At 42.0% G+C, this 19373-nt stretch carries 17 protein-coding genes; 5 read left to right on the forward strand and 12 right to left on the reverse strand.

The window, feature by feature from the left end:
- Positions 1-176: 176 nt before the first annotated feature.
- Positions 177-1034: an AraC family transcriptional regulator gene (locus I3257_RS00390; protein ID WP_238048462.1), complete on the forward strand. Its 858-nt coding sequence runs from the start codon at positions 177-179 to the stop codon at positions 1032-1034.
- Between the two features lie 277 nt (positions 1035-1311).
- Complete coding sequence (locus I3257_RS00395) at positions 1312-1641, forward strand: hypothetical protein (RefSeq protein WP_201581360.1); 330 nt, start codon at positions 1312-1314, stop codon at positions 1639-1641.
- 212 nt (positions 1642-1853) lie between these two features.
- Here the strand turns inward: I3257_RS00395 and I3257_RS00400 are convergent, their stop codons facing one another.
- The 5 genes from I3257_RS00400 to I3257_RS00420 all read right to left on the reverse strand — a co-directional run bounded on the left by I3257_RS00400 (position 1854) and on the right by I3257_RS00420 (position 8269).
- Complete coding sequence (locus I3257_RS00400; RefSeq protein ID WP_238048463.1) at positions 1854-2222, reverse strand: hypothetical protein; 369 nt, start codon at positions 2220-2222, stop codon at positions 1854-1856.
- A gap of 175 nt (positions 2223-2397) precedes the next feature.
- Positions 2398-6585: an ATP-dependent RNA helicase HrpA gene (hrpA, locus tag I3257_RS00405; protein ID WP_238048520.1), complete on the reverse strand. Its 4188-nt coding sequence runs from the start codon at positions 6583-6585 to the stop codon at positions 2398-2400.
- A 213-nt stretch (positions 6586-6798) separates the two neighbouring features.
- Positions 6799-7170 carry a hypothetical protein gene (locus I3257_RS00410; RefSeq protein ID WP_238048464.1) on the reverse strand — a complete coding sequence of 124 codons (372 nt, stop codon included), beginning with the start codon at positions 7168-7170 and terminating at the stop codon, positions 6799-6801.
- Between the two features lie 139 nt (positions 7171-7309).
- Positions 7310-7627 carry a hypothetical protein gene (locus tag I3257_RS00415; protein ID WP_238048465.1) on the reverse strand — a complete coding sequence of 106 codons (318 nt, stop codon included), beginning with the start codon at positions 7625-7627 and terminating at the stop codon, positions 7310-7312.
- Positions 7628-7675: 48 nt separating this feature from the next.
- Positions 7676-8269 carry a DUF1543 domain-containing protein gene (locus I3257_RS00420; RefSeq protein ID WP_238048466.1) on the reverse strand — a complete coding sequence of 198 codons (594 nt, stop codon included), beginning with the start codon at positions 8267-8269 and terminating at the stop codon, positions 7676-7678.
- A gap of 75 nt (positions 8270-8344) precedes the next feature.
- Here I3257_RS00420 and I3257_RS00425 point away from each other — a divergent pair, with 75 nt between their 5' ends.
- Positions 8345-8848 carry a hypothetical protein gene (locus I3257_RS00425; RefSeq protein WP_238048467.1) on the forward strand — a complete coding sequence of 168 codons (504 nt, stop codon included), beginning with the start codon at positions 8345-8347 and terminating at the stop codon, positions 8846-8848.
- A 40-nt stretch (positions 8849-8888) separates the two neighbouring features.
- Here the strand turns inward: I3257_RS00425 and I3257_RS00430 are convergent, their stop codons facing one another.
- The gene (locus I3257_RS00430) at positions 8889-9692 is read right to left on the reverse strand and encodes a metallophosphoesterase family protein (RefSeq protein ID WP_238048468.1); all 804 of its coding nucleotides are present in this window, start codon (positions 9690-9692) and stop codon (positions 8889-8891) included.
- Between the two features lie 141 nt (positions 9693-9833).
- Positions 9834-11255 carry a DASS family sodium-coupled anion symporter gene (locus I3257_RS00435; protein ID WP_060491069.1) on the reverse strand — a complete coding sequence of 474 codons (1422 nt, stop codon included), beginning with the start codon at positions 11253-11255 and terminating at the stop codon, positions 9834-9836.
- 531 nt (positions 11256-11786) lie between these two features.
- On the opposite strand from I3257_RS00435, the gene I3257_RS00440 reads away from it, so the two are divergent.
- Positions 11787-11945 (forward strand): hypothetical protein, encoded by a 159-nt coding sequence (locus tag I3257_RS00440; protein WP_167541670.1) that lies wholly within the window; start codon positions 11787-11789, stop codon positions 11943-11945.
- 48 nt (positions 11946-11993) lie between these two features.
- Here I3257_RS00440 and I3257_RS00445 read toward each other — a convergent pair whose 3' ends face one another.
- Together I3257_RS00445 and I3257_RS00450 are read right to left on the reverse strand one after the other, a co-directional pair.
- Positions 11994-12689: a YoaK family protein gene (locus I3257_RS00445; protein WP_238048469.1), complete on the reverse strand. Its 696-nt coding sequence runs from the start codon at positions 12687-12689 to the stop codon at positions 11994-11996.
- A gap of 110 nt (positions 12690-12799) precedes the next feature.
- A complete protein-coding gene (locus tag I3257_RS00450; protein WP_238048470.1) occupies positions 12800-13606 on the reverse strand; it encodes an enoyl-ACP reductase in 807 nt (268 codons plus the stop codon).
- Between the two features lie 353 nt (positions 13607-13959).
- On the opposite strand from I3257_RS00450, the gene folE reads away from it, so the two are divergent.
- Positions 13960-14556 carry a GTP cyclohydrolase I FolE gene (gene folE, locus I3257_RS00455; protein WP_227681719.1) on the forward strand — a complete coding sequence of 199 codons (597 nt, stop codon included), beginning with the start codon at positions 13960-13962 and terminating at the stop codon, positions 14554-14556.
- Positions 14557-14685: 129 nt separating this feature from the next.
- Here folE and msrB read toward each other — a convergent pair whose 3' ends face one another.
- From msrB to I3257_RS00470, 3 genes are all read right to left on the reverse strand, one after another.
- Positions 14686-15891, reverse strand: a complete 1206-nt coding sequence (gene msrB, locus I3257_RS00460) for a peptide-methionine (R)-S-oxide reductase MsrB (RefSeq protein ID WP_238048471.1) — start codon at positions 15889-15891, stop codon at positions 14686-14688.
- Between the two features lie 267 nt (positions 15892-16158).
- On the reverse strand, positions 16159-17463 hold the full coding sequence (locus tag I3257_RS00465) for an iron-containing alcohol dehydrogenase (RefSeq protein ID WP_238048472.1): 1305 nt from the start codon (positions 17461-17463) through the stop codon (positions 16159-16161).
- A 222-nt stretch (positions 17464-17685) separates the two neighbouring features.
- The gene (locus tag I3257_RS00470; protein WP_238048521.1) at positions 17686-19368 is read right to left on the reverse strand and encodes a dipeptide ABC transporter ATP-binding protein; all 1683 of its coding nucleotides are present in this window, start codon (positions 19366-19368) and stop codon (positions 17686-17688) included.
- Between the last annotated feature and the right edge of the window lie 5 nt (positions 19369-19373).

Raw genomic sequence — 19373 nt, forward strand, 5'->3', positions numbered from 1 at the left:
CTTATGGATTGGCATGTTATTGGTATTGTGCAAAACGCTGCAAATCAATCTTGCTGCGTTTTGATGCCATCATTATAGAAGTGAGCAGGCTAATCTGGTAGAGCATTACTCCAGAACTCTTGCCTAATACTATAAATATTTATATCATTAGGCAAATTATAAAGTAAGCATAAATCATGAAAACAAAAACGGTAGAGCAGCTACTTAGTATATTACCCAAAAACCAAACCATCGAATCAGACATTTCAGGCTTGTTTTTTTATTGTGCCGACAGACCAAGAAAGACGTTCAGCTATATCCAAGAACCTAGTATATGTATCGTCTTACAAGGCACGCGTGAAATTTACTTAGGTACAGATTGCCAAAAATTTGATGACAGCAGCCTGATGTTCTGCCCTGTCAATATTCCTATAAGCATGCATATCAAACACGCCACTGTAGAGAAGCCTGTCATCGTATTGTCTATGAAATTAAATCTGGCGCTCATTCGTGAGGTAATGGCACAAATACCACCTCAGAAAAATGCCGATTATGAGCATCAAGGTATAAAATGGCCGTTAGAAGACACCATATTAACCGCATTCGAACGGCTGATAGACTTGCTTAATTATCCAAATGATATAGAGTTTTTATCACCTTTAATTCAGCAAGAAATTTATTATCGGCTGCTCTCAGCACAGCAAGGTCATAAACTTCGGCAACTGGTGGTTAACGGCAGTCACACCCACCGTATTGCCCAAGCTACCGATTGGCTAAAAGCGCATTTAGAAGAGCCCGTCATCATAGAAGATTTGGCCAGTCGATGCGGTATGAGTGTGTCGGGATTTCATCAACATTTTAAAGAAATCACTCAACTAAGCCCGCTTCAATATCAAAAAAGTCTACGATTGATGAAAGCGCGGCAGCTTATTCAACTCGGCGAGGCACAAGTATCGCAAATCGCCATGCAAGTAGGCTATGAAAGTCCCAGCCAATTTAGCCGTGAATATAAGCGGCTATTTGGAGTAAGCCCAAGCAGTGAGTTAAATATTTAGCATGATGCCCCTACTATAATGGTTTCTGACTAGGGCAATTCCTCTACGCCTTGACAGCTTCATAATTAACTGCGTACACAATGTAATTATCTGTTTAACAGATAATTACATCCTCTCTCTTTCCAGCCAAACAAACGACGAAATATCTTACTTAAAAAAAAACAGTTGACTTGGTCTATATATTCATATTATAACATATATTATATATTCATAATTTTGCAACTATTATAATAATTTTTCTACGTGTGATCGTCAGAATATTTCGGGAGGCACTAACATGATTCGTTTAAGCTATACTCTCAAATGCTGGGCATTAGGTGTCACTTACTTTTTGGTGTTTTATTTTATGGTGGTCATGAGCGACCCTGGTTTTAGCAAGTATATTTATATGCTGGCACTAAGCACCTTGTTATTCCCCGTAGCTAAGCGTGCAGTCGATGTCATGACGGACTTTTTTACACCAAACACGGTATTATTTAATGGATTATTGCCCTCATTATTGATCAATGTGGTGATTTGGATACTCACGCCATTTATTGTAGCACTGACCGTTATAGCATTCGTGCTTTATAGTATGGGTGTGCTGACAGAAAAGATCAGCCACTAATTTTACTCAGGTGCTAAATTTTAGAGCAAAGGTCATATGACGCCACCTTTGCTTTTTGGTTTCATAAAAGATTTGTCCGTCGCAAAAAAACAATGGCACTTAAACAAAAGGCTGGGTTAGCAATTGCTAACCCAGCCTTTTTATTGATAGTGAGTGAGGGTTGGTTACTTAAAATCAGTAGGGTATCCATTCGATAACCTACGCTATCAAAGCTACGCGCAAATCTCACGAATAGTTATTTGATTTTGATACTTGCCTAGAGGCCCATATTGACCGATGGGGCTAATGCTACCAATGACGCAAGTTTCGAAATATTTGTAATAACCTTTTTGCTTGAGACTTTTCGAATTTTCAATCAATAACTGCTGTGGATCTGATACATAGTAAATGATGTTATCAGAAACGAACTCGTGAACTTCAAAGCTTCTTTTAAACTTACCGCGTAACTGCACTTCTTTTTCTACGCTTGTTGGCGCGAATACCTTTACATTTTCATTATTACTGGCTTGTGTCTCATCACAGCCCGTACTCATAAATATAGTTGATGCAAATCCTAATATTATCAATCTATCTTTAATCATTATTTTTTATCCTGCTCAAAAACTTACATCAATATATTAGGTAACATCCAAAAAACGTTGGTATAAAAAATAATAGCTCTTTGATTTAATCAAATATTATCGACTAAATCAAAGAGCTATACAAGACAATTATCATATGCTGTCAATTAGCAAGTTTTAAAAATCTAACGCTATCCTAACTCATTTTATCCCACATCTTGCTTAGGCGCTTCGGTGACACCGCCATGCGGGTTTTCATCGGTTGCGCGAATAGCTGAATACGATACTCCTCGACCATCCAGCGATACTCACTAATGGCTTTATCATTGGCACGATTTGCCAACCGCTCCATATGCTCATCAAGGGCATAGACACCGTCGAGATCGGATTCGAGATTGTGCTCAAGCCGTTCGATACGAATTTCAAGCGCCTCTAGATAGCGTGGATACTGCTGCCAATGACTATAATCCATACGATAAACAAAATCAGCCAAGTGCAAATCTTCTAACTGGTCTTCGATATCTTCGATAGACTCACCAAATATTTCTCGATCGAGCATGAGTAAGCTTTGGCGAATACGTTGCCAGCGCGTATAGACATTTTTAAGCGTTTTTATCACACTTTGACCGGTCAATAGGAAGTTGCCCGCCACCACTTCCAAGGTCTTCTCGTACTCTTCTGGTGTAAAGGGCAATTCTTCAGCAAGCGCTACGGCAGTATCATCAGCGCTTTCAGGCAAATCAGCACTGTGATCAAATAACACATAATGCTCTTCAAGCGACGCGTCCAATGCCGCGTCGATGACGATGGTTTTTAGCTTCTCCATATCACCAAGTGGCGCGAATGCCAATTTAAATATCTTATCAATTTGGCTGGTCAGCTGTTTTTTCTTCGCACCAAGCTTACCTTTTATCAAGGTCAAAACCCCGATACGGTGTGCCTGTAACGCTGCATTGACATCGGTATATTGATGGATAGATACCGCTTCACCTGACGCATCTGCAACCAAAGCAGCAAACTGTTTCATCACCACCCCTGCACTATGATGATTTTTGCTAAAGGCAAAATGCTCAGGGAATTCAGTATGCGTACCTTGCTGCTCATTCACCGCTTGGCGGGTCTCTTGAGCATGGCGAATCTGTAGGGTTTGCAGGTCGCGACCCTTTTCGATAATACGGTTTTTGTCATCGACCACACAGATTTGGGGCTGCAAATAGCGATCAATGCTAGAGGGATTAAAGCTATCAGGCGTCACTGACATAACGCCGCGACGGTTGAGCGCTTGGCAAAGCTGTTTAAGCAATCCTTGTCCACCAGCGGGTTGCAGTTCATCAAACAAGCTGTCGGCTGTATCAGGAATCGGTACAATTTGACGGCGAATATCCTTTGGTAGTGACTTAAGTAATTGCAATACTAGCTCATAACGCCAACCGGGTACGCCCCATAATAGTTCGATCGCATCAAGCTGCGGTAGCGCGGCAAGTGGCACACGAATGGTCACGCCATCATCATCGCTGGACGGATCAAAGACATAACGTAACGGTAGTTTTAAATCACCCAATTTCCACACTTCTGGGAAATCGCCTGTGGTCGGTGCTTGGCTATTGAGCACGTCATCATCGGTAAAGAATAGATATTTGGCATCGGTTTTTTCGACCTCGGCACGCCAATCTTCAAAGGCTTTGCGACTGGCAATATGCTCAGGTATTTTTTTATCATAAAACTGATACAGTGCTTCTTCGTCAACCAACAAATCACGGCGACGTAACTTATCTTCAATGCGTTCAATGTCGGCAATTTTATCCATATTATGCTGTAAAAATGGCGCTTGACGCCCCAAATTACCAGTCACCAGACCATCACGGATAAAGATTTCTCGTGACTCAACTAAGTTCACTTGCTCATAATTAGTCAGCTGTTTACTAATAATAATCAGCCCAAATAAGCTAATCTGCGCGTAAGCTTTCACTCGTCCAGTCTTCTTCGACCAATGCGGCTCAAAGTAGTGATACTTTAATAAGTCACCTGCCGCTGAGATAATCCATTCTGGTTCAATTTTGGCAACAGTGCGCATAAAGACTTGCGAGGTTTCGACCACTTCAAAAGCCATGACCCAAGGCGGTACTTGTTTAAATACTGTACTGGCTGGGAATATTTTGGCTTTTTGCTGGCGCGCGGCTAAGTATTCACCGCGATTTTCGGTTTTATGCGCAATCGTAGACAATAGACCTGTCAATAATGCGCGGTGTAAATTGGCATATTTAACCGCTTTAAGTTCTTCATCTTCGATCGCGGTAGGATCGCTAGTCATGTTTTCTAACGAAGTATTTTTATCGGTTCCTTTATCGGAAGCTTTTGCCTCTTTAACATCCGTCAGCTTAAGGTCTGTGACCATTTGTACTAACTGACGATGGGTTTGATTCCACTCACGTACACGCGGGAAGCTCAGATAGTTTTTCTTGGTAAAATTCTTACGCTGATTGCCAGACAGCTTATTGCCATCTTCATCTTTTTCAAACAATGCTTTCCACAGACTCAAATAGAATAAAAAGTCAGAATCATCTTGACGAAATTCCGCATGCTTTTGATCGGCTTGCTGACGTTTATTGGCAGGACGCTCGCGTGGATCCTGTACAGCAAGAGCCGCTACTACAATCAGCATCTCACGGATACAATCAAAATCACTGCCCGCAACCAACATACGTGCTAGCCTTGGATCGATTGGCATACGCGCCATTTTTTGCCCAGTGGGCGTCAGGCTTAAATGGTCGAGGCTGTTTTTGGGTTTTGGCTTATTGGTTTGATGAGCAGCAGTTGCTTCGCTTTTCGAGGTAATGGCACCCAATTCATCGAGCAATTTATGCCCATCAGTAACCAAGCGGCTATCGGGTGGCTCGATAAAGGCAAAATCATCAACACTACCTAAGCGCAGATTGGCCATCTGTAAAATAACGGATGCAAGATTGGTCCGTAAAATTTCAGGTTCGGTAAATTCTGGACGACCAGTAAAGTCCTCTTCACTATACAGACGAATGCAAACCCCTGGTGCGACACGACCACAACGACCTTTACGCTGATTGGCAGCGGCTTGTGAGATAGCTTCAATCGGTAAACGCTGTACGCGTGAGCGATACGAATAACGCGAAATCCGCGCAAAACCCAAATCAATGACATAGCGAATACCGGGTACGGTCAGCGCCGTCTCGGCAACGTTGGTCGCGATAACGATACGCCGACCACGACCTGACGGCTGGAAGATACGCTGCTGCTCTTCATAAGTCTGCCGTGCAAATAGTGGCAGCACTTCGGTGTGCTTGGGTCCATGACGCTCAAGCACCTCTTGTAGCTCACGAATCTCCGCTTCTGTGGCGGCAAATATCAAGATATCTGCTTGGTCAGCATGACCTTTATTTTGTGCATCGCTAAAGCATTCTTCGACGGCGGCAACGACCGCACGTGGCAGATTTTCTTCAAAGTCATCATAGCTGTCATCATCCGAGCTGTTCACTGGCTCATCGGTCAGCGGACGGTAACGAACTTCAACAGGAAAACTACGACCTTCGACATTGAAAATAGGCGCAGGTACGTTGCGTTTTAGCTTATTATCATAACGACTAAAATATTCACTAAAGCGTTTGGTATCAAGTGTTGCTGAGGTAATAATCACTTTTAAATCAGGACGTTTGGGCAGTAGCTTTTTCAGATAACCCATAATAAAATCAATGTTTAAGCTACGCTCATGCGCCTCATCAATAATGATGGTATCGTATTTACTCAAGAATCTATCGTGACCCAATTCAGCCAGCAAGATACCATCGGTCATCAGCTTAACAACAGATTGCGCCGTACCCTGCTCATTAAAGCGAATCTTGAAGCTGACAGTATTACCGAGCTGCTCGCCCAATTCTTCAGCGATACGGTTTGCCACACTGCGCGCGGCCAATCGTCGAGGCTGGGTATGCCCTATCTGCCCAGTGATACCGCGACCTGCCAGCATTGCCAGCTTCGGCAATTGCGTCGTCTTACCAGAACCTGTCTCCCCTGCAACAATAATGACTTGGTGATCAATAATTGCCTGTACTAAATCTTCTGCACGTTGACTCACGGGCAAATCAAGATTCAGTTTTTCTGCCAGTTTGTCTGGAATACTATCCATACGTGCCTGCACCGCTTGCTGTGAGCGGGTCTTGATTTTTTCATACTGCGCACGTTTTTTAGTTAGCCCATCATCCGCTTTATCGTCAGAAACTTTTTTATTTTTAGCCACGGCAGCCCTTGCCAGCTCACGCTCGAGACGACTTAAATAATAACTGTCTTTAGCGAGTACTGGTAAATCAGCAACCATATCAGGTTGTGAAGACGCTTCATTACTGTTCTCTGTCATATTTGAATTATCATTATTTGGGTTTGCTAATTTACTTAATTCATCGAATCTAAGCTCATTGGTGTTATTTCCATTCGGCATATCTGAGGTTTTTTTAGAAGTATTCGGCATATTTACTTAGGCTATTTATTGTTTGGAAGTGGTTAGATTATGAGGGTAATTTGGGCGTGATTCAAGGCGGTTATAGTGTTTGCTTGGCAACTATGCAGGCTATTACCTATTTTCAAAACGCTCAGTCAAAATATTTCTAAGCTTATTAGTCATAGGCTTAAATTTAAAATGCTCTGGCTCCATTTGAGCAATCAAAGCATACTGATCATTTTCAGTTGAGTTATCCTCACAAGAAAAATGATTCATCTCCTGACCAGTGATGGCACTAATAATATAAAAAGAGGTATCGCTATCTTCAAATTGTGTCAGCTCATAGTAATTATTCGGATCCCGCATAACGAGATTAGTACCATTAGAAAGAGTCGTATAATAGGTATCCTCAGTCGCTTGCTGCGCCTCTAATCTTAAAGGATTACCTTGGGTGGCAAAATAATACTTGAGCATATAACCAATATCGCTATTAATCACATCCAAACGTAAATGATCACCCTTTTCTGTGATGCATTGATAGATCATAAAAGGTTCGTAAATTCGTGGTTTAGTAGTGACATTTTATCAAATTTCTCAAACCTGCCAGCCCTATTTTATTTTTGTGAATAAATTATTTGTAAGCTCAAACGCTGCTTGTATAAATAATCTGTTGACGAATGGCAGCCCCCGTAAAGAAATTCTGCAACTTTTGCAATGGCAGCCTAGGAAAAGGCAGATGCAGCGAAAGTATTAACCTCTCAAACGCTACCATTTCATCAGCTAATGCTTGTGCGACATCAGGTTGAATCTGCGGATTTTCATACACATTATCAATTAACCAAGTGAGTTGTGGAAACTTAGCATTATCATGAATCTGATAAAGGGTCGGTAATAGCTCATCAGAGAGTTGGCAACGCGATTTGCGAATCATGCCATTTTTATAGTACATATTTAAAGCCATATTAGGGTGTGTCCTTAATTAAATGATGAGATTAAAAATGAAATGAATTTAAAATAACTTCCTTAAATTCTTGATACTTAGATAACCAACATACTCTTTATCTTCATCAGCATTTGTAAGTTCGTGACTATTATGAATCCTAGGCTCAATTAAAATCTGTATGTTTGAGACAAGGTCGTTCACGTCGTATATATCATCGATATCTACCTGAAATTTATCATCAATGTGCGATGCGGCATTAAAAGGTGTGCCTTTATCTTTAAAAGTAAGTTGTTGATAAAACTCACTTTGCTTTGCTTGTTTAATAGCATCTTTTTGATTATCAGCAACGATAAGTAGCTTATGATGAAACTCTTCAAAACTCCCCCGCTGATAGCCGCCTAAATTAATAAAGAACAGTTTTAAACCGTTATCATTCGCGGCTTGGTTATCTGACTCAATCAATTTAACAGTATGGTTTCCCACTTTGGTAATCGCTCTGTATGAATCAATATGCCATTTATTGTTGACTTCCGGCCAATGATTATTGATATCGTCTATTAGCTCGCTTACCTGATTGGCTACACCGAATAAAATATCGTGCTGCTCAATCAAACGACCTTTGGGGCGACCACCAAGCTGCACCATAAATAGTGTTGGCATAAAGAATTACCTTGTACGTTAATAACTTCTGAGTAAAATGTGTGATGTTAGATAAATCATATAAAAAGGATCAATATGGGCATTCTGATAGCTATTAAGCTGACGTTTATAGCGACTATATTTTTGCCAATAGTGTTGTGTTTAACTTCCTGTACAAATAAAGAATCAAGCTCAACATCAAGAGCTACTTATCATGACATCAGCAAAGTTGAAATTGAGAACCCTTATTCAAACCCTATTCTACTATCTTACGACGCAAAGCATCAGCCTGAAAAAATGCAGGCCATAGTCGATGAGATAAACAGTCAAAGCCATGGTTTTTGGCGTGAAGGTCTAGGCGGCAAAGAGGGAGCTAATGTTATTAGTATTCATATCTATAGCCATTCCGAGACGCCAGTTGCAAGCTTTTCTTTATTTTCTAATCAACTAATGGAGCGAGGACCAAATTATCGACAGCTTAATGTAGACGGTTTTTTTAGGCAAATAGATATTCAAGCGCTACCCGCATTGAAAGAGGCTTGGTGTGGTCATAGAGATATTGATACATATCATAGCTTGCAACTTAGTAAATCATGCTAAAAATAGGCAAAATCCTGATACTTATATATTTAATTGCTCATCAAGGCAATACTCGCCCTGTTCTCAGTGCAAACGCCCAGTCTTCACGACCGTTCATTGAAGCCAATTTAGCCGCAGCTTCATAATCATAAGGCACCTTGATATGCTCAGTTTGCCAGTATTTGCCCTGTTCAGTATCAACACATTTAATAATCGCGTAACTGGCATGGGGCGAATAGGTTTGCATCTTATGCAAAATAGGCAAATCATCTTCATAGGCTGGGTAACCAACGCTACCTGTATTGACGACCATCTGCCCTGTCGATAGCGTGACTGTACGTGGGATATGAGTATGACCACATATGATAACGGTGCTATCGATACCGTTAAGCAGTGCCAAAATGGCTAGATTATCACGTAAGGTCGGCTGACCCGTCTCGATATTTTCTAACAAATATACCATGTCATCGGTTGGTGACCCATGGCACAGATAAACATCTTCACTCAGATGACAATCAAATGGCAAATTCTGTAGCCAATTAACCGCTGCTTTTGGCAAGTCCTCTATGATAAAAGCCATGGTTGCGTTGTTGCCAATCTCCGCCGTTGTCGCTTCATAAATCTGTCTATCCTGATTACCTCGAATAGTAATGATATCGTTCTGCTGTGCCATTAAGAGCGCATAGGTATCTTTAGGGGCAATCAGTCCGTATAAAATATCGCCCAGATTAACAATTTGATCAATATTACGCTGTTTAATATCAGTCAACACAGCTTCAAGCGCGAAGACATTACTATGAATATCAGAAATAGCCGCGATAGTATTTAAATGCTTGTTATTAGAGTTGGAGTTAGAGTGCGCCATCTTATTTATTTTCCTAACAAATCACTATGTTATACATCGACTAACCATAAAAAGGAACAGAAAAGAGAAACAAAAAAACCCAATGGCTCGTGATTATTGAGACATTGGGTTTCATAAATTATGATTAATGTGATTGATAAACTATATTAAGAAGAAATAAGCCCACAATCCGACGACAAAGGTAGCAATGATATTAAGAATGACACCCGTACGGATCATTTCGCTCTGTTTAATCAATCCCGTACCAAAGACAATCGCATTTGGCGGTGTCGCAACGGGTAGCATAAAGGCACAAGATGCGCCAATACCGATGACCAATACCAGCACTTCGTGCGGTAAACCCATCTGCTCTGCAATGGCAGCAAATACGGGAACCAGCAGTGCGGCAGAAGCGGTATTAGAAGCAAACTCCGTTAAGAAAATAATAAATGCTGATACCGCAATCATCACCACGATAAGCGGTGCAGAAGACAACGCATTAGCGACCGTTTCCCCTAGAACCAAGGACGCACCTGACACTTTCAGAATAGTCGATAGGGCGATGCCACCACCGAACAGCATGAGCACACCCCAATCCGTATTATCAGACACTTGCTTCCAAGATACCAAACCTAAGCTGACCACAGCAGCAGCAGCTGATAAGGCAATAACTGCATCAGTATCCGTAATATCAAGCGCAGCACCAATTTTTTTGGAGAAAATCCAGCTCAACGCGGTGACAATAAAGACGATAATCGTCACTACGCGAGGTTTATTCCATACAATAGGCTCATCTTCAACCAATACAATTTTACGGTTCAGGTTGGGCTTCAAAAACACATACATCGCGCCTAACAATAGCGGCAATAATACCAGCATCATCGGCACACCAAACTTCATCCAGTCCACAAAGGCAATATTGAGCGCCTTTGCAGCGATAGCATTTGGTGGCGAACCAACGATCGTACCTAAACCACCAAGGCTTGCTGAGTAAGCGATACCTAATAGTACAAATACAAAAGTGCCTCGGTCTTTTTCGCGGTCAACTTGCGTTAAAATACCTAGCGCTAATGGCAACATCATCGCCGCCGTCGCAGTATTCGATATCCACATCGACAAAAATGCGGTCACGCCAAATATCAAAAATACCGCCGTGCTTAATTTGCCACCTGACATCGATAAAATCTTCAGGGCAATTTTTTTATCCAATTGCTGCACATGCAAGGCTGCCGCTAAAGCAAAACCACCAAAAAACAAATAAATGGTCGGATTGGCAAAGCTTTGTAAGCCTATTTCGGCATCGAATTCCGGTATACCAACTAGGGCACCAACCACGACTACCAATAGTGCCGTAATCGTGACGTGCAACGCTTCCGTTAGCCACAATACGCCGATGAAGAACAATAAGGCAAGACCCTTATTGGCATTGATATCGAATGGCAATACATTATAAATAATCATACTGATAACCGCCGCAATAGCGACCACTATCAACCCTTTACCAGTACCCTTTGGAAAGGTATCGGTAAATAAATACTCATTGCCATCATCAGGAAGATGGCTATCTAGTTTTTGCTCTGACATAAAATGTCCTTATTTTCCCAAAGACAGTGTAAAAAGACGCTAAAATAAAAACGCATGTTAGCGATTGACGGCTATTCAACCAGCAACCACAAAAAATACGCCGTTATCATAACAGATATATAACAAAAAGCTGATGCAACAAAGCCTTTATAAAAAAGCCCTTATAAAATTTGCAATAAATATGGTTATTTCACAGGTAAAGAATTACTTTAATGCGTTTTAGGAAAGGTACCTTAAAACGGTACTTTATAGAGATGACATTTATCTCATGAGTTTTTTATTTTTGAACCGAACGCCAAGAATGAGTGAGAGCAACTTATAACCAAGTAATTACTTTTCATTAAACAGCAAGCCTTGTGAGGTGCAGTTACACATCGTCACTAAACAAGCGTACACTTAGTATGTACAAGCGTATGGTGCTATCTCATACTAAATAAGTCAAAATAAATTTCTAATACCAGTAATAGCTTAACAACTATTTTTTATTAGTATTTATATCGGAAAATGAATAACAATAAATAGGAGTACTTTATGACAGATGCAAATAAAACAGACTCAACCACTAAAATGGCACCAAGAGACATCAATCAAGACGGTTTGGCTAAAAAAGATCAGCAGCGTACCGATGACTCTGCACTCGATATGATGCAGGGCATGCATGAACATGAAGACCATGAAGGTGAGAAGTAAACCAACGTTTTATGATTACCCAAGCCAAAACACGAAAGGTGCTTATCATTATGATGAGCGCCTTTCGTGTTTTGGCTCTCTTTTTTCTGGCAAGCGATCTGAGGCGTAGTTATATATAAATGCTGCCGTCAAGACGATAGCAATGGGTACAAATAGTGCTTCATAGCCAACCTTGGCGAATAAAAATGCTCCAACGGCGCTGCCACCGCAAAAGCAATACCAAATAATGGCTTGAAACCCTAATGTCGGTTTGCTAATCGATCGACCTGCCAACCAGTTACCAATCGCTGCGCCCATATCTGATGTCAAACCTGTCAAATGGGTGGTACGAATAACCGCGCCACTATAAGTCGCTACCATGGCATTCTGTAATCCGCATGCCATTGCCGCAGCCAACTGTCCTAAATAATCATGCTGCTGATACAACCAGTAGCTGGCCATTAACAGTGCCGCCTCGATATATAGCGCACTACCATAGCGCCTACCTAACTTTAATGATGTCTGCCCAATCACATAACCACTCAGTATCGCACCTGCCAAAAAAGACAATAGCAGCGCACCGACATACAAGATACTACGCACATCCAAGTAAGCAATAGCCGCTGCAAATAAGCTTACGTTGCCAGTGACGTGAGAAACCGATAGATTGGTAAACCCCATTAACGCAGCAGTGTTAACACAGCCAGCACTGAATGCCAGTACTGCCCCGCCCCACAATATCCACTTTGGTAATTTGGTTATCATATTTGCCGCCTAATGGCTTATCACCAAAAAGCATCTATTATAACCAAAAAAGGCAACCGATTGGCTGCCTTCCTGATCTATAAAGCCCTATAACCGACTATTGAAGTGGATTATTTCGGCTCATCAAGCATCATTAATTGCTCACTGATAGCAACGGTATTAAAACCTGCGTCAACAAACATAATCTCGCCGGTAATACCAGATGCCCAAGGTGATAGCAAGAAAAGCGCCGCATTACCAACTTCGGTTTGTGTGATATTACGTTGTAGCGGCGCGATTTTTTCGCTGATATCGAGCATTTTACGGAATGATTTGATGCCACTGGCAGCAAGCGTGCGAATAGGACCTGCTGAGATCGCATTGACACGAATGCCTTCACCGCCCATCGAAGTAGCCAAATAGCGAACACTGGCTTCGAGGCTGGCCTTTGCCATACCCATGACGTTGTAGTTTGGCAATACCGAGATACTACCTTCATATGTCAATGTCAGCATCGAACCGTGACGCATGGCCAATAAAGCACAAGCTTCTTTGGCTAATGCTACAAAACTATAGCTTGAGATATCATGGGCAATTTGACTACCCTCACGGGTCGTTGCCTTAACAAAATCACCATCAAGCTGATCCATCGGCGCAAAGCCAATCGCATGTACCACACCATCGATTCCATCACCCCAATGAGCAGTGACTTGCTCAAAGCAGGCAGCGATAGAGTCATCAGACGCTACATCACACTCAAGTACCAAATCTGCTTCGAATTTCTCCGCTGCCATATCGACACGCTTTTTGATCTTATCATTAGGATAAGTGAGAATTAATGAGGCACCTTCACGGTGCAGTGCCTCAGCGATAGCCCAAGCGATAGACAGTTTGCTCGCAATGCCTGTCACGACAAATCGTTGTCCTTGTAGTAGCATAATATTTCCTTTTGGGTCGATCAAAATTGTTTAATCATATTAAGTTATTTAGAGTGATTAGATACGGTGAATATCACAGCGTAAAAAGTACAAATTATAAAATAAGTCATTATACACGAATTAATTTAAGTAAACAGTCGTAAACTGTATTCCCTTATAATGTCGTCTAATATCGATTAAACGCCCAACTGCTCGCCACAGCAGTATGAAGTTAAGTAGATTTCAAGTATAATCACAGCCCTTCCCAGCTTGCACAATTTTTATAAAAATCCTTTACAACAGTTATTTGTAACTGTTCGTAATTAGGGATTTAGCGTTAAGCTACACCCACATTTTGGATGGCTGCCAAACTTATGAGTAACACCCCAACAATAGCATCAAATTACCAAGAAAGCGTTGAGTCTTATCGTCAACTTATTCTCTCAACTGGCGAGGACTTACAGCGTCCCGGTCTTGAAGAGACGCCGATGCGTGCTGCAAAAGCTTTTGCACATTTAACCCAAGGTTATCATCAAAGCTTGGATGAAGTCGTCAACGACGCCCTGTTTCCATCGAGCAATCGCGAGCTGGTATTGGTACAAAATATTGAATTTTATTCATTGTGCGAACATCATATGCTGCCTTTTCATGGTATCGCTCATGTAGGCTATTTACCCAATGGTCAAGTACTGGGCTTATCAAAATTTGCCCGTATCGTCGACATGTTCGCCCGTCGCTTGCAAGTTCAAGAAAATTTAAGCGAGCAAGTGGCACAAACTATCATGGATGTCACTGGCTGTCGCGGTGTAGCAGTAGTGATGGATGCGGCGCATATGTGTATGATGATGCGCGGCGTAAATAAGCAGCACTCTACTACACGCACGATGTCGATGTTGGGTGAGTACGTACATGACAATCAAGCGCGCAATGAGTTTTTGAGTGCGATTCCTAGACGTCAACCTGCATTCTAACGCTTCAAGTAATAATAGATAATAAAAAAGGATACTTAAGTATCCTTTTTTAATGCGTACTTTTCAATATAGCTATCATTAATAATTAGCAATCAACCATTAATTGCAATATAACGAGGTATAACTAACCTATTTTATGTCATCAATCCAATTGCCATAACCTTCTGCTTCCATCTGCGCCAGTGGAATAAAACGCATTGCCGCTGAATTCATACAGTAGCGTTTACCCGTCGGTGCCGGACCATCGTCAAATACATGACCGACGTGTGAGTCTGCATAGCGACTACGAATCTCGGTACGGCTTCCGAATATCCCTCGGTCTTCCTTTTCAACGACCATATCCGTGCTCAATGGACGGGTAAAGCTTGGCCAGCCAGTGCCAGATTTGTATTGATCACGAGAGGAATATAGTGGCTCCCCCGATATCACATCGACATACAGCCCAGGCGCTTTATTATCCCAATATTCATTATCAAAAGCGCGTTCGGTGCCGTCTTTTTGAGTGACTTTATATTGAATATCACTTAGCGACTGCTTTAGCTCATCCTGTGCAGGCTTCACAAAGGTATCTGGATTGAATCCTGTACTAGCTTTAGTAGCTGACGCATTGTTTGATGTTGCCTGTACGCTACCTGCCGCCGTAGGTTTAAACTGGCTAAAATCCAGCTCGTAGTCTTTACCATACACACTTTCGATAAACTGATAACGACCAGAATTAAAGGTATAAGCCTTATAGCGGATTGGGTTTTTCTTATAATAATCTTGATGATACTCTTCAGCAGGGTAAAACTTGCTAGCAGCAACAATTTCAATCACAACTGGTTTGCTATAGACACCAGAGTCTTGCAGTGATTGCTTAGCAGCTTCCGCTATCTGCTTTTCTTGTGCATTATTATAAAAAATAGCAGGACGATACTGAGTACCACGATCTACAAACTGACCTTTATCATCGGTAGGATCCCCAATGCGCCATAACGCTTGAACGAGACCATTATAGGTGATTTTAGTCGGGTCATAATATACTTGAGCCGCTTCAGTATGCCCTGTGCCGCCTGCTGATACAGTGCTATAAGTTGGATTGGTCGATTGACCGCCGGTATAGCCAGAGACCACTTCTACAACGCCAGGTATCTTTTCATAACCCGCTTCCACGCACCAAAAACAACCGCCAGCGACCGTAGCGACTGCGAGATTTGGATCCGTTGGCGCATAAGGATTATCGATGGCAGTATTTTTTACAGCGGGCGTATTTTCGGTGGCAGCACAGCCAACGAAAACCATACTGATGGCTGCTACAGCCATCGAAATAGCGCCCGTCTTTAATTTATGATTCATCGATACCTCCTAAAAGTAATATAATATAACTATGATAACTCTTTGACCTCACTAAACTATACCTACATTGTTATAAAAATTTAACAGTAATTAGATATTATTTAATATAATTAAACAGTATAATCCTGAATTATACCCAATTTCTTAATAAGATAAGTTTGCTACAAAGTACAATAATTAAAAAAAGAGCACATTACGGACAGCGTAGTGTGCTCTTTTATATTACATCAATATATCTTAGGCAGCTTATGTAGCTTAGTTACTCTTTTATTTTCCAGCAGTATGCTCATCACTGGCTTGCTGAATCTTGGTTAAAATAGCCTTGATTTCAGACGCTGATAGATACGTTGGTACGGCATAGGTATCACTGACTTCTTTTGCTGCTGCTTTGGCAATTTTATCAAAATCACTGCTTTGCATGCCTTTCACCGTTGGATCTATATTCAAAGTAGCAATCAGTTCGCGTACTTGCGCGATGAGGTGGTCGGCAATCTCAGCATCACTCTTGCTAGCTTGTCCCGATTTTACCATACCTGTTTTTCTAGCCAACTGTGCCAGTCTTTTTTTACTTCCTTGACGATTGACATCAAGCACATACGGCAGCACGATGGCATTGGCACGACCGTGAGGAATACTATAATACGCCCCCAACTGGTGGGCGATAGCATGGACGTAACCAAGACCCGCTTTATTAAAGGCGATACCGCCGTAATGAGCGGCAATACCCATCTCTTCTCTGGCTTTAAGATTGCCGCCGTCTTTATAAACCAGCGGTAGGTTTTGCATCACAGATTTGACCGCAGAAGCCGCATAATAATCGGTCTCTACGCTCGCATTAGCACTCATCCAAGCTTCAAGCGCGTGCGTTAAAACATCGATACCCGTATCCGCTGTGATATGAGCCGGCATGCCTTCCATAATAACAGGGTCAATAGCCGCTGCTAATGGCACCATTCTTGGGTCAATAGACAGCGCTTTTTGATGCGTTTTATCGTCTGATACTACTGCACCAAGGGTTGCTTCTGAACCTGTGCCAGCCGTGGTAGGAATACAATAGAGCGGCATAGAAGGCTTTCTGGCTTTAAGAATGCCGATAAGTTGTTGCGGCTTGCAGCTATTGCCTTGTGACATCGCAATCATCTTAGCCGCATCAATGACCGAACCACCACCGATGGCAATAATTGAATCGCACTTAGCATCGATAGATTTGCGCAGTCCTTTTTCGACAACATTAAAAGTAGGGTCTGGGGTAATGCCGTCATAAACGGTATAGCTGATATTTTTGCTATCTAGATAATCAGTCACTTTGGCTGGGATACCTAGCTTATTAAGCACGGCATCAGTGACGATAAATACATTGGTGCTGCCTTCGTTGATAGCCATATCACATAGCTCTTCACAAGAGCTCTCACCAACAAATAGCATTGGTCTTCTAATTGGAACAACATAAGCGAACGCTTTTAAGACTTTAGCGCGTGTTTTAGCAACGGCTAAATAACCGACATTCTGCAATCCATTGGTATTTACTAACTTGTTATTTACTAATTTAACAATACTATTTTGTTTTTTCATGAGTAAAAATCCTTTTTAATGATGGTAATAATAGCGATGACAATCCTTTAAAGCAGCAATTTAAACGGCTCTTTAACTAAAAATTAAACAAATCTAAGCATCCAACTAAAGTGAACGTCTGTTTAACTTATTGTATCACTGCTATTTTTAGGATATCGCAATTAGTATGAACTGCCATGTTCTGCTTATTTGGCTATATCTGCTTAACTCTTTTTGGCTAAGCTAAATCATACTCGCCTGCAGCAACTGCTGCGCATAGGGATGCTGTGGGCTATTAAAAACATCTTCAGTACGTCCGTACTCAATACATATGCCATCTTTAAGCACCATAATATGCTGACATAAGGCGCGCACCACTTTTAAGTCATGACTAATAAACACATAACTGATTTGCAATTTTTCCTGAATTTCACGTAGTAAATTAACGACGGTCACCTGCGTGGTACTATCAAGCGCGGACGTCGGCTCATCTAATATCAATAGACTCGGCTGCATAATAAGGGCGCGCGCAAGTGCGACACGCTGACGCTGACCACCTGATAGCTCATGCGGATAACGATGCGCAAACTCAGCTGGCAGATGCACGGTAGTAAGGCTATCCATCACTGCCTGCTGCCGTGCTGCCTTATCAACGCCTTGTACGAGCAATCCTTCTTCAACGATTTGCATCACTGTCATACGTGGATTGATACTGGCAAATGGGTCTTGAAATACCATTTGAATTTGCGAGCGAAACTGACGTAGCTCACCCTTGGACAATACTGAAATATCTTGTCCATTGACTATTATTTCGCCACCCACACGCGCTTGATTGCTAAGCAATTGACTTAATGCAAGCGCTATCGTGGTTTTTCCAGAGCCTGACTCACCTACAATGCCTAACGCCCACCCTTTCTGTAGCGTCATATCAACATTTTTTACTGCATCAAACCAGCGCTTAGTACTACCAAACAGACTTTTTTCAATGGGAAACTGTACTTGTAAATTGCTGACTTGCAATACGGTTTGTGGCTGACTTTCATCATCATTAGAGAAGTTCAGTGCTTGGCCAAAGTCTTGTTTGATTAGCGAGCGGGTATATTCGGCTTTGGGCTGGTTAAACACCGCTGCGGTTTGCCCCTGCTCAATCGTTTTACCTTGGTGCATGACGATTACTTCATCACTGTAGCGCCTGACCAGATTGAGGTCATGGCTAATAAGCACCATCGCCATATTATGCTGACGCTTAAGGTCATCTAATAGAGCGAGAATCTCATGTTGGAGAGTCACATCAAGCGCGGTGGTCGGCTCATCAGCGATTAAAATATCAGGCTGCTGTGCCAATGCCATGGCAATCATAACGCGCTGACGCTGACCACCTGATAGCTCATGTGGATAGCGGTTCAGCTTATCAATCGGATTGGTAATATTGACATCATTTAGTAAATCGATTGTTTGACTTTGCCATTGTTTCTTGGGCACACCAACTAGACGTAGTGATTCAGCAATTTGTTTGGCAACTGTATGTAGTGGATTGAGCGCCGTCATCGGTTCTTGAAACACCATGCCGATGCGCTGCCCACGAATAGAGCGCAGCGCAGCGTTACGTGCCTTAGCACTAACACTAACATTGGCATTGGCTATCGGTAGCACAGTCAACCCTGCTGACCCTGCCAGCTTCACCTCACCGCTAACGGTCAAACTGTCTGGCAATAAGCCTAATAGCGCGAGACTTGCAATAGATTTGCCAGAGCCTGATTCACCTACGATAGCAAGAGTTTGTCCTTGCCGCAGCTCATAAGAGAGTTTATCGACTAACGTTACGCCGTTATTGGTAAGAATACTAAGCTTATCGACACTCAATATTAGCTTTTGCTGTGTATTGCTACGGTTGCCGTTTAGGCTGTCAGTGTGCGTATCAGTCATGGTCA

This window comes from Psychrobacter sp. Ps7 (genome assembly GCF_022129225.1).
Taxonomy (GTDB): Bacteria; Pseudomonadota; Gammaproteobacteria; order Pseudomonadales; family Moraxellaceae; genus Psychrobacter; species Psychrobacter immobilis_A.

Coding starts and splice junctions, on each gene's coding strand:
- I3257_RS00390 (WP_238048462.1), top strand. CDS start 177: ATGAAAACAAAAACGGTAGAGCAGCTACTTAGTATATTACCCAAAAAC.
- I3257_RS00395 (WP_201581360.1), top strand. CDS start 1,312: ATGATTCGTTTAAGCTATACTCTCAAATGCTGGGCATTAGGTGTCACT.
- I3257_RS00400 (WP_238048463.1), bottom strand. CDS start 2,222: ATGATTAAAGATAGATTGATAATATTAGGATTTGCATCAACTATATTT.
- hrpA (WP_238048520.1), bottom strand. CDS start 6,585: ATGACAGAGAACAGTAATGAAGCGTCTTCACAACCTGATATGGTTGCT.
- I3257_RS00415 (WP_238048465.1), bottom strand. CDS start 7,627: ATGGCTTTAAATATGTACTATAAAAATGGCATGATTCGCAAATCGCGT.
- I3257_RS00420 (WP_238048466.1), bottom strand. CDS start 8,269: ATGCCAACACTATTTATGGTGCAGCTTGGTGGTCGCCCCAAAGGTCGT.
- I3257_RS00425 (WP_238048467.1), top strand. CDS start 8,345: ATGGGCATTCTGATAGCTATTAAGCTGACGTTTATAGCGACTATATTT.
- I3257_RS00430 (WP_238048468.1), bottom strand. CDS start 9,692: ATGGCGCACTCTAACTCCAACTCTAATAACAAGCATTTAAATACTATC.
- I3257_RS00435 (WP_060491069.1), bottom strand. CDS start 11,255: ATGTCAGAGCAAAAACTAGATAGCCATCTTCCTGATGATGGCAATGAG.
- I3257_RS00440 (WP_167541670.1), top strand. CDS start 11,787: ATGACAGATGCAAATAAAACAGACTCAACCACTAAAATGGCACCAAGA.
- I3257_RS00445 (WP_238048469.1), bottom strand. CDS start 12,689: ATGATAACCAAATTACCAAAGTGGATATTGTGGGGCGGGGCAGTACTG.
- I3257_RS00450 (WP_238048470.1), bottom strand. CDS start 13,606: ATGCTACTACAAGGACAACGATTTGTCGTGACAGGCATTGCGAGCAAA.
- folE (WP_227681719.1), top strand. CDS start 13,960: ATGAGTAACACCCCAACAATAGCATCAAATTACCAAGAAAGCGTTGAG.
- msrB (WP_238048471.1), bottom strand. CDS start 15,891: ATGAATCATAAATTAAAGACGGGCGCTATTTCGATGGCTGTAGCAGCC.
- I3257_RS00465 (WP_238048472.1), bottom strand. CDS start 17,463: ATGAAAAAACAAAATAGTATTGTTAAATTAGTAAATAACAAGTTAGTA.
- I3257_RS00470 (WP_238048521.1), bottom strand. CDS start 19,368: ATGACTGATACGCACACTGACAGCCTAAACGGCAACCGTAGCAATACA.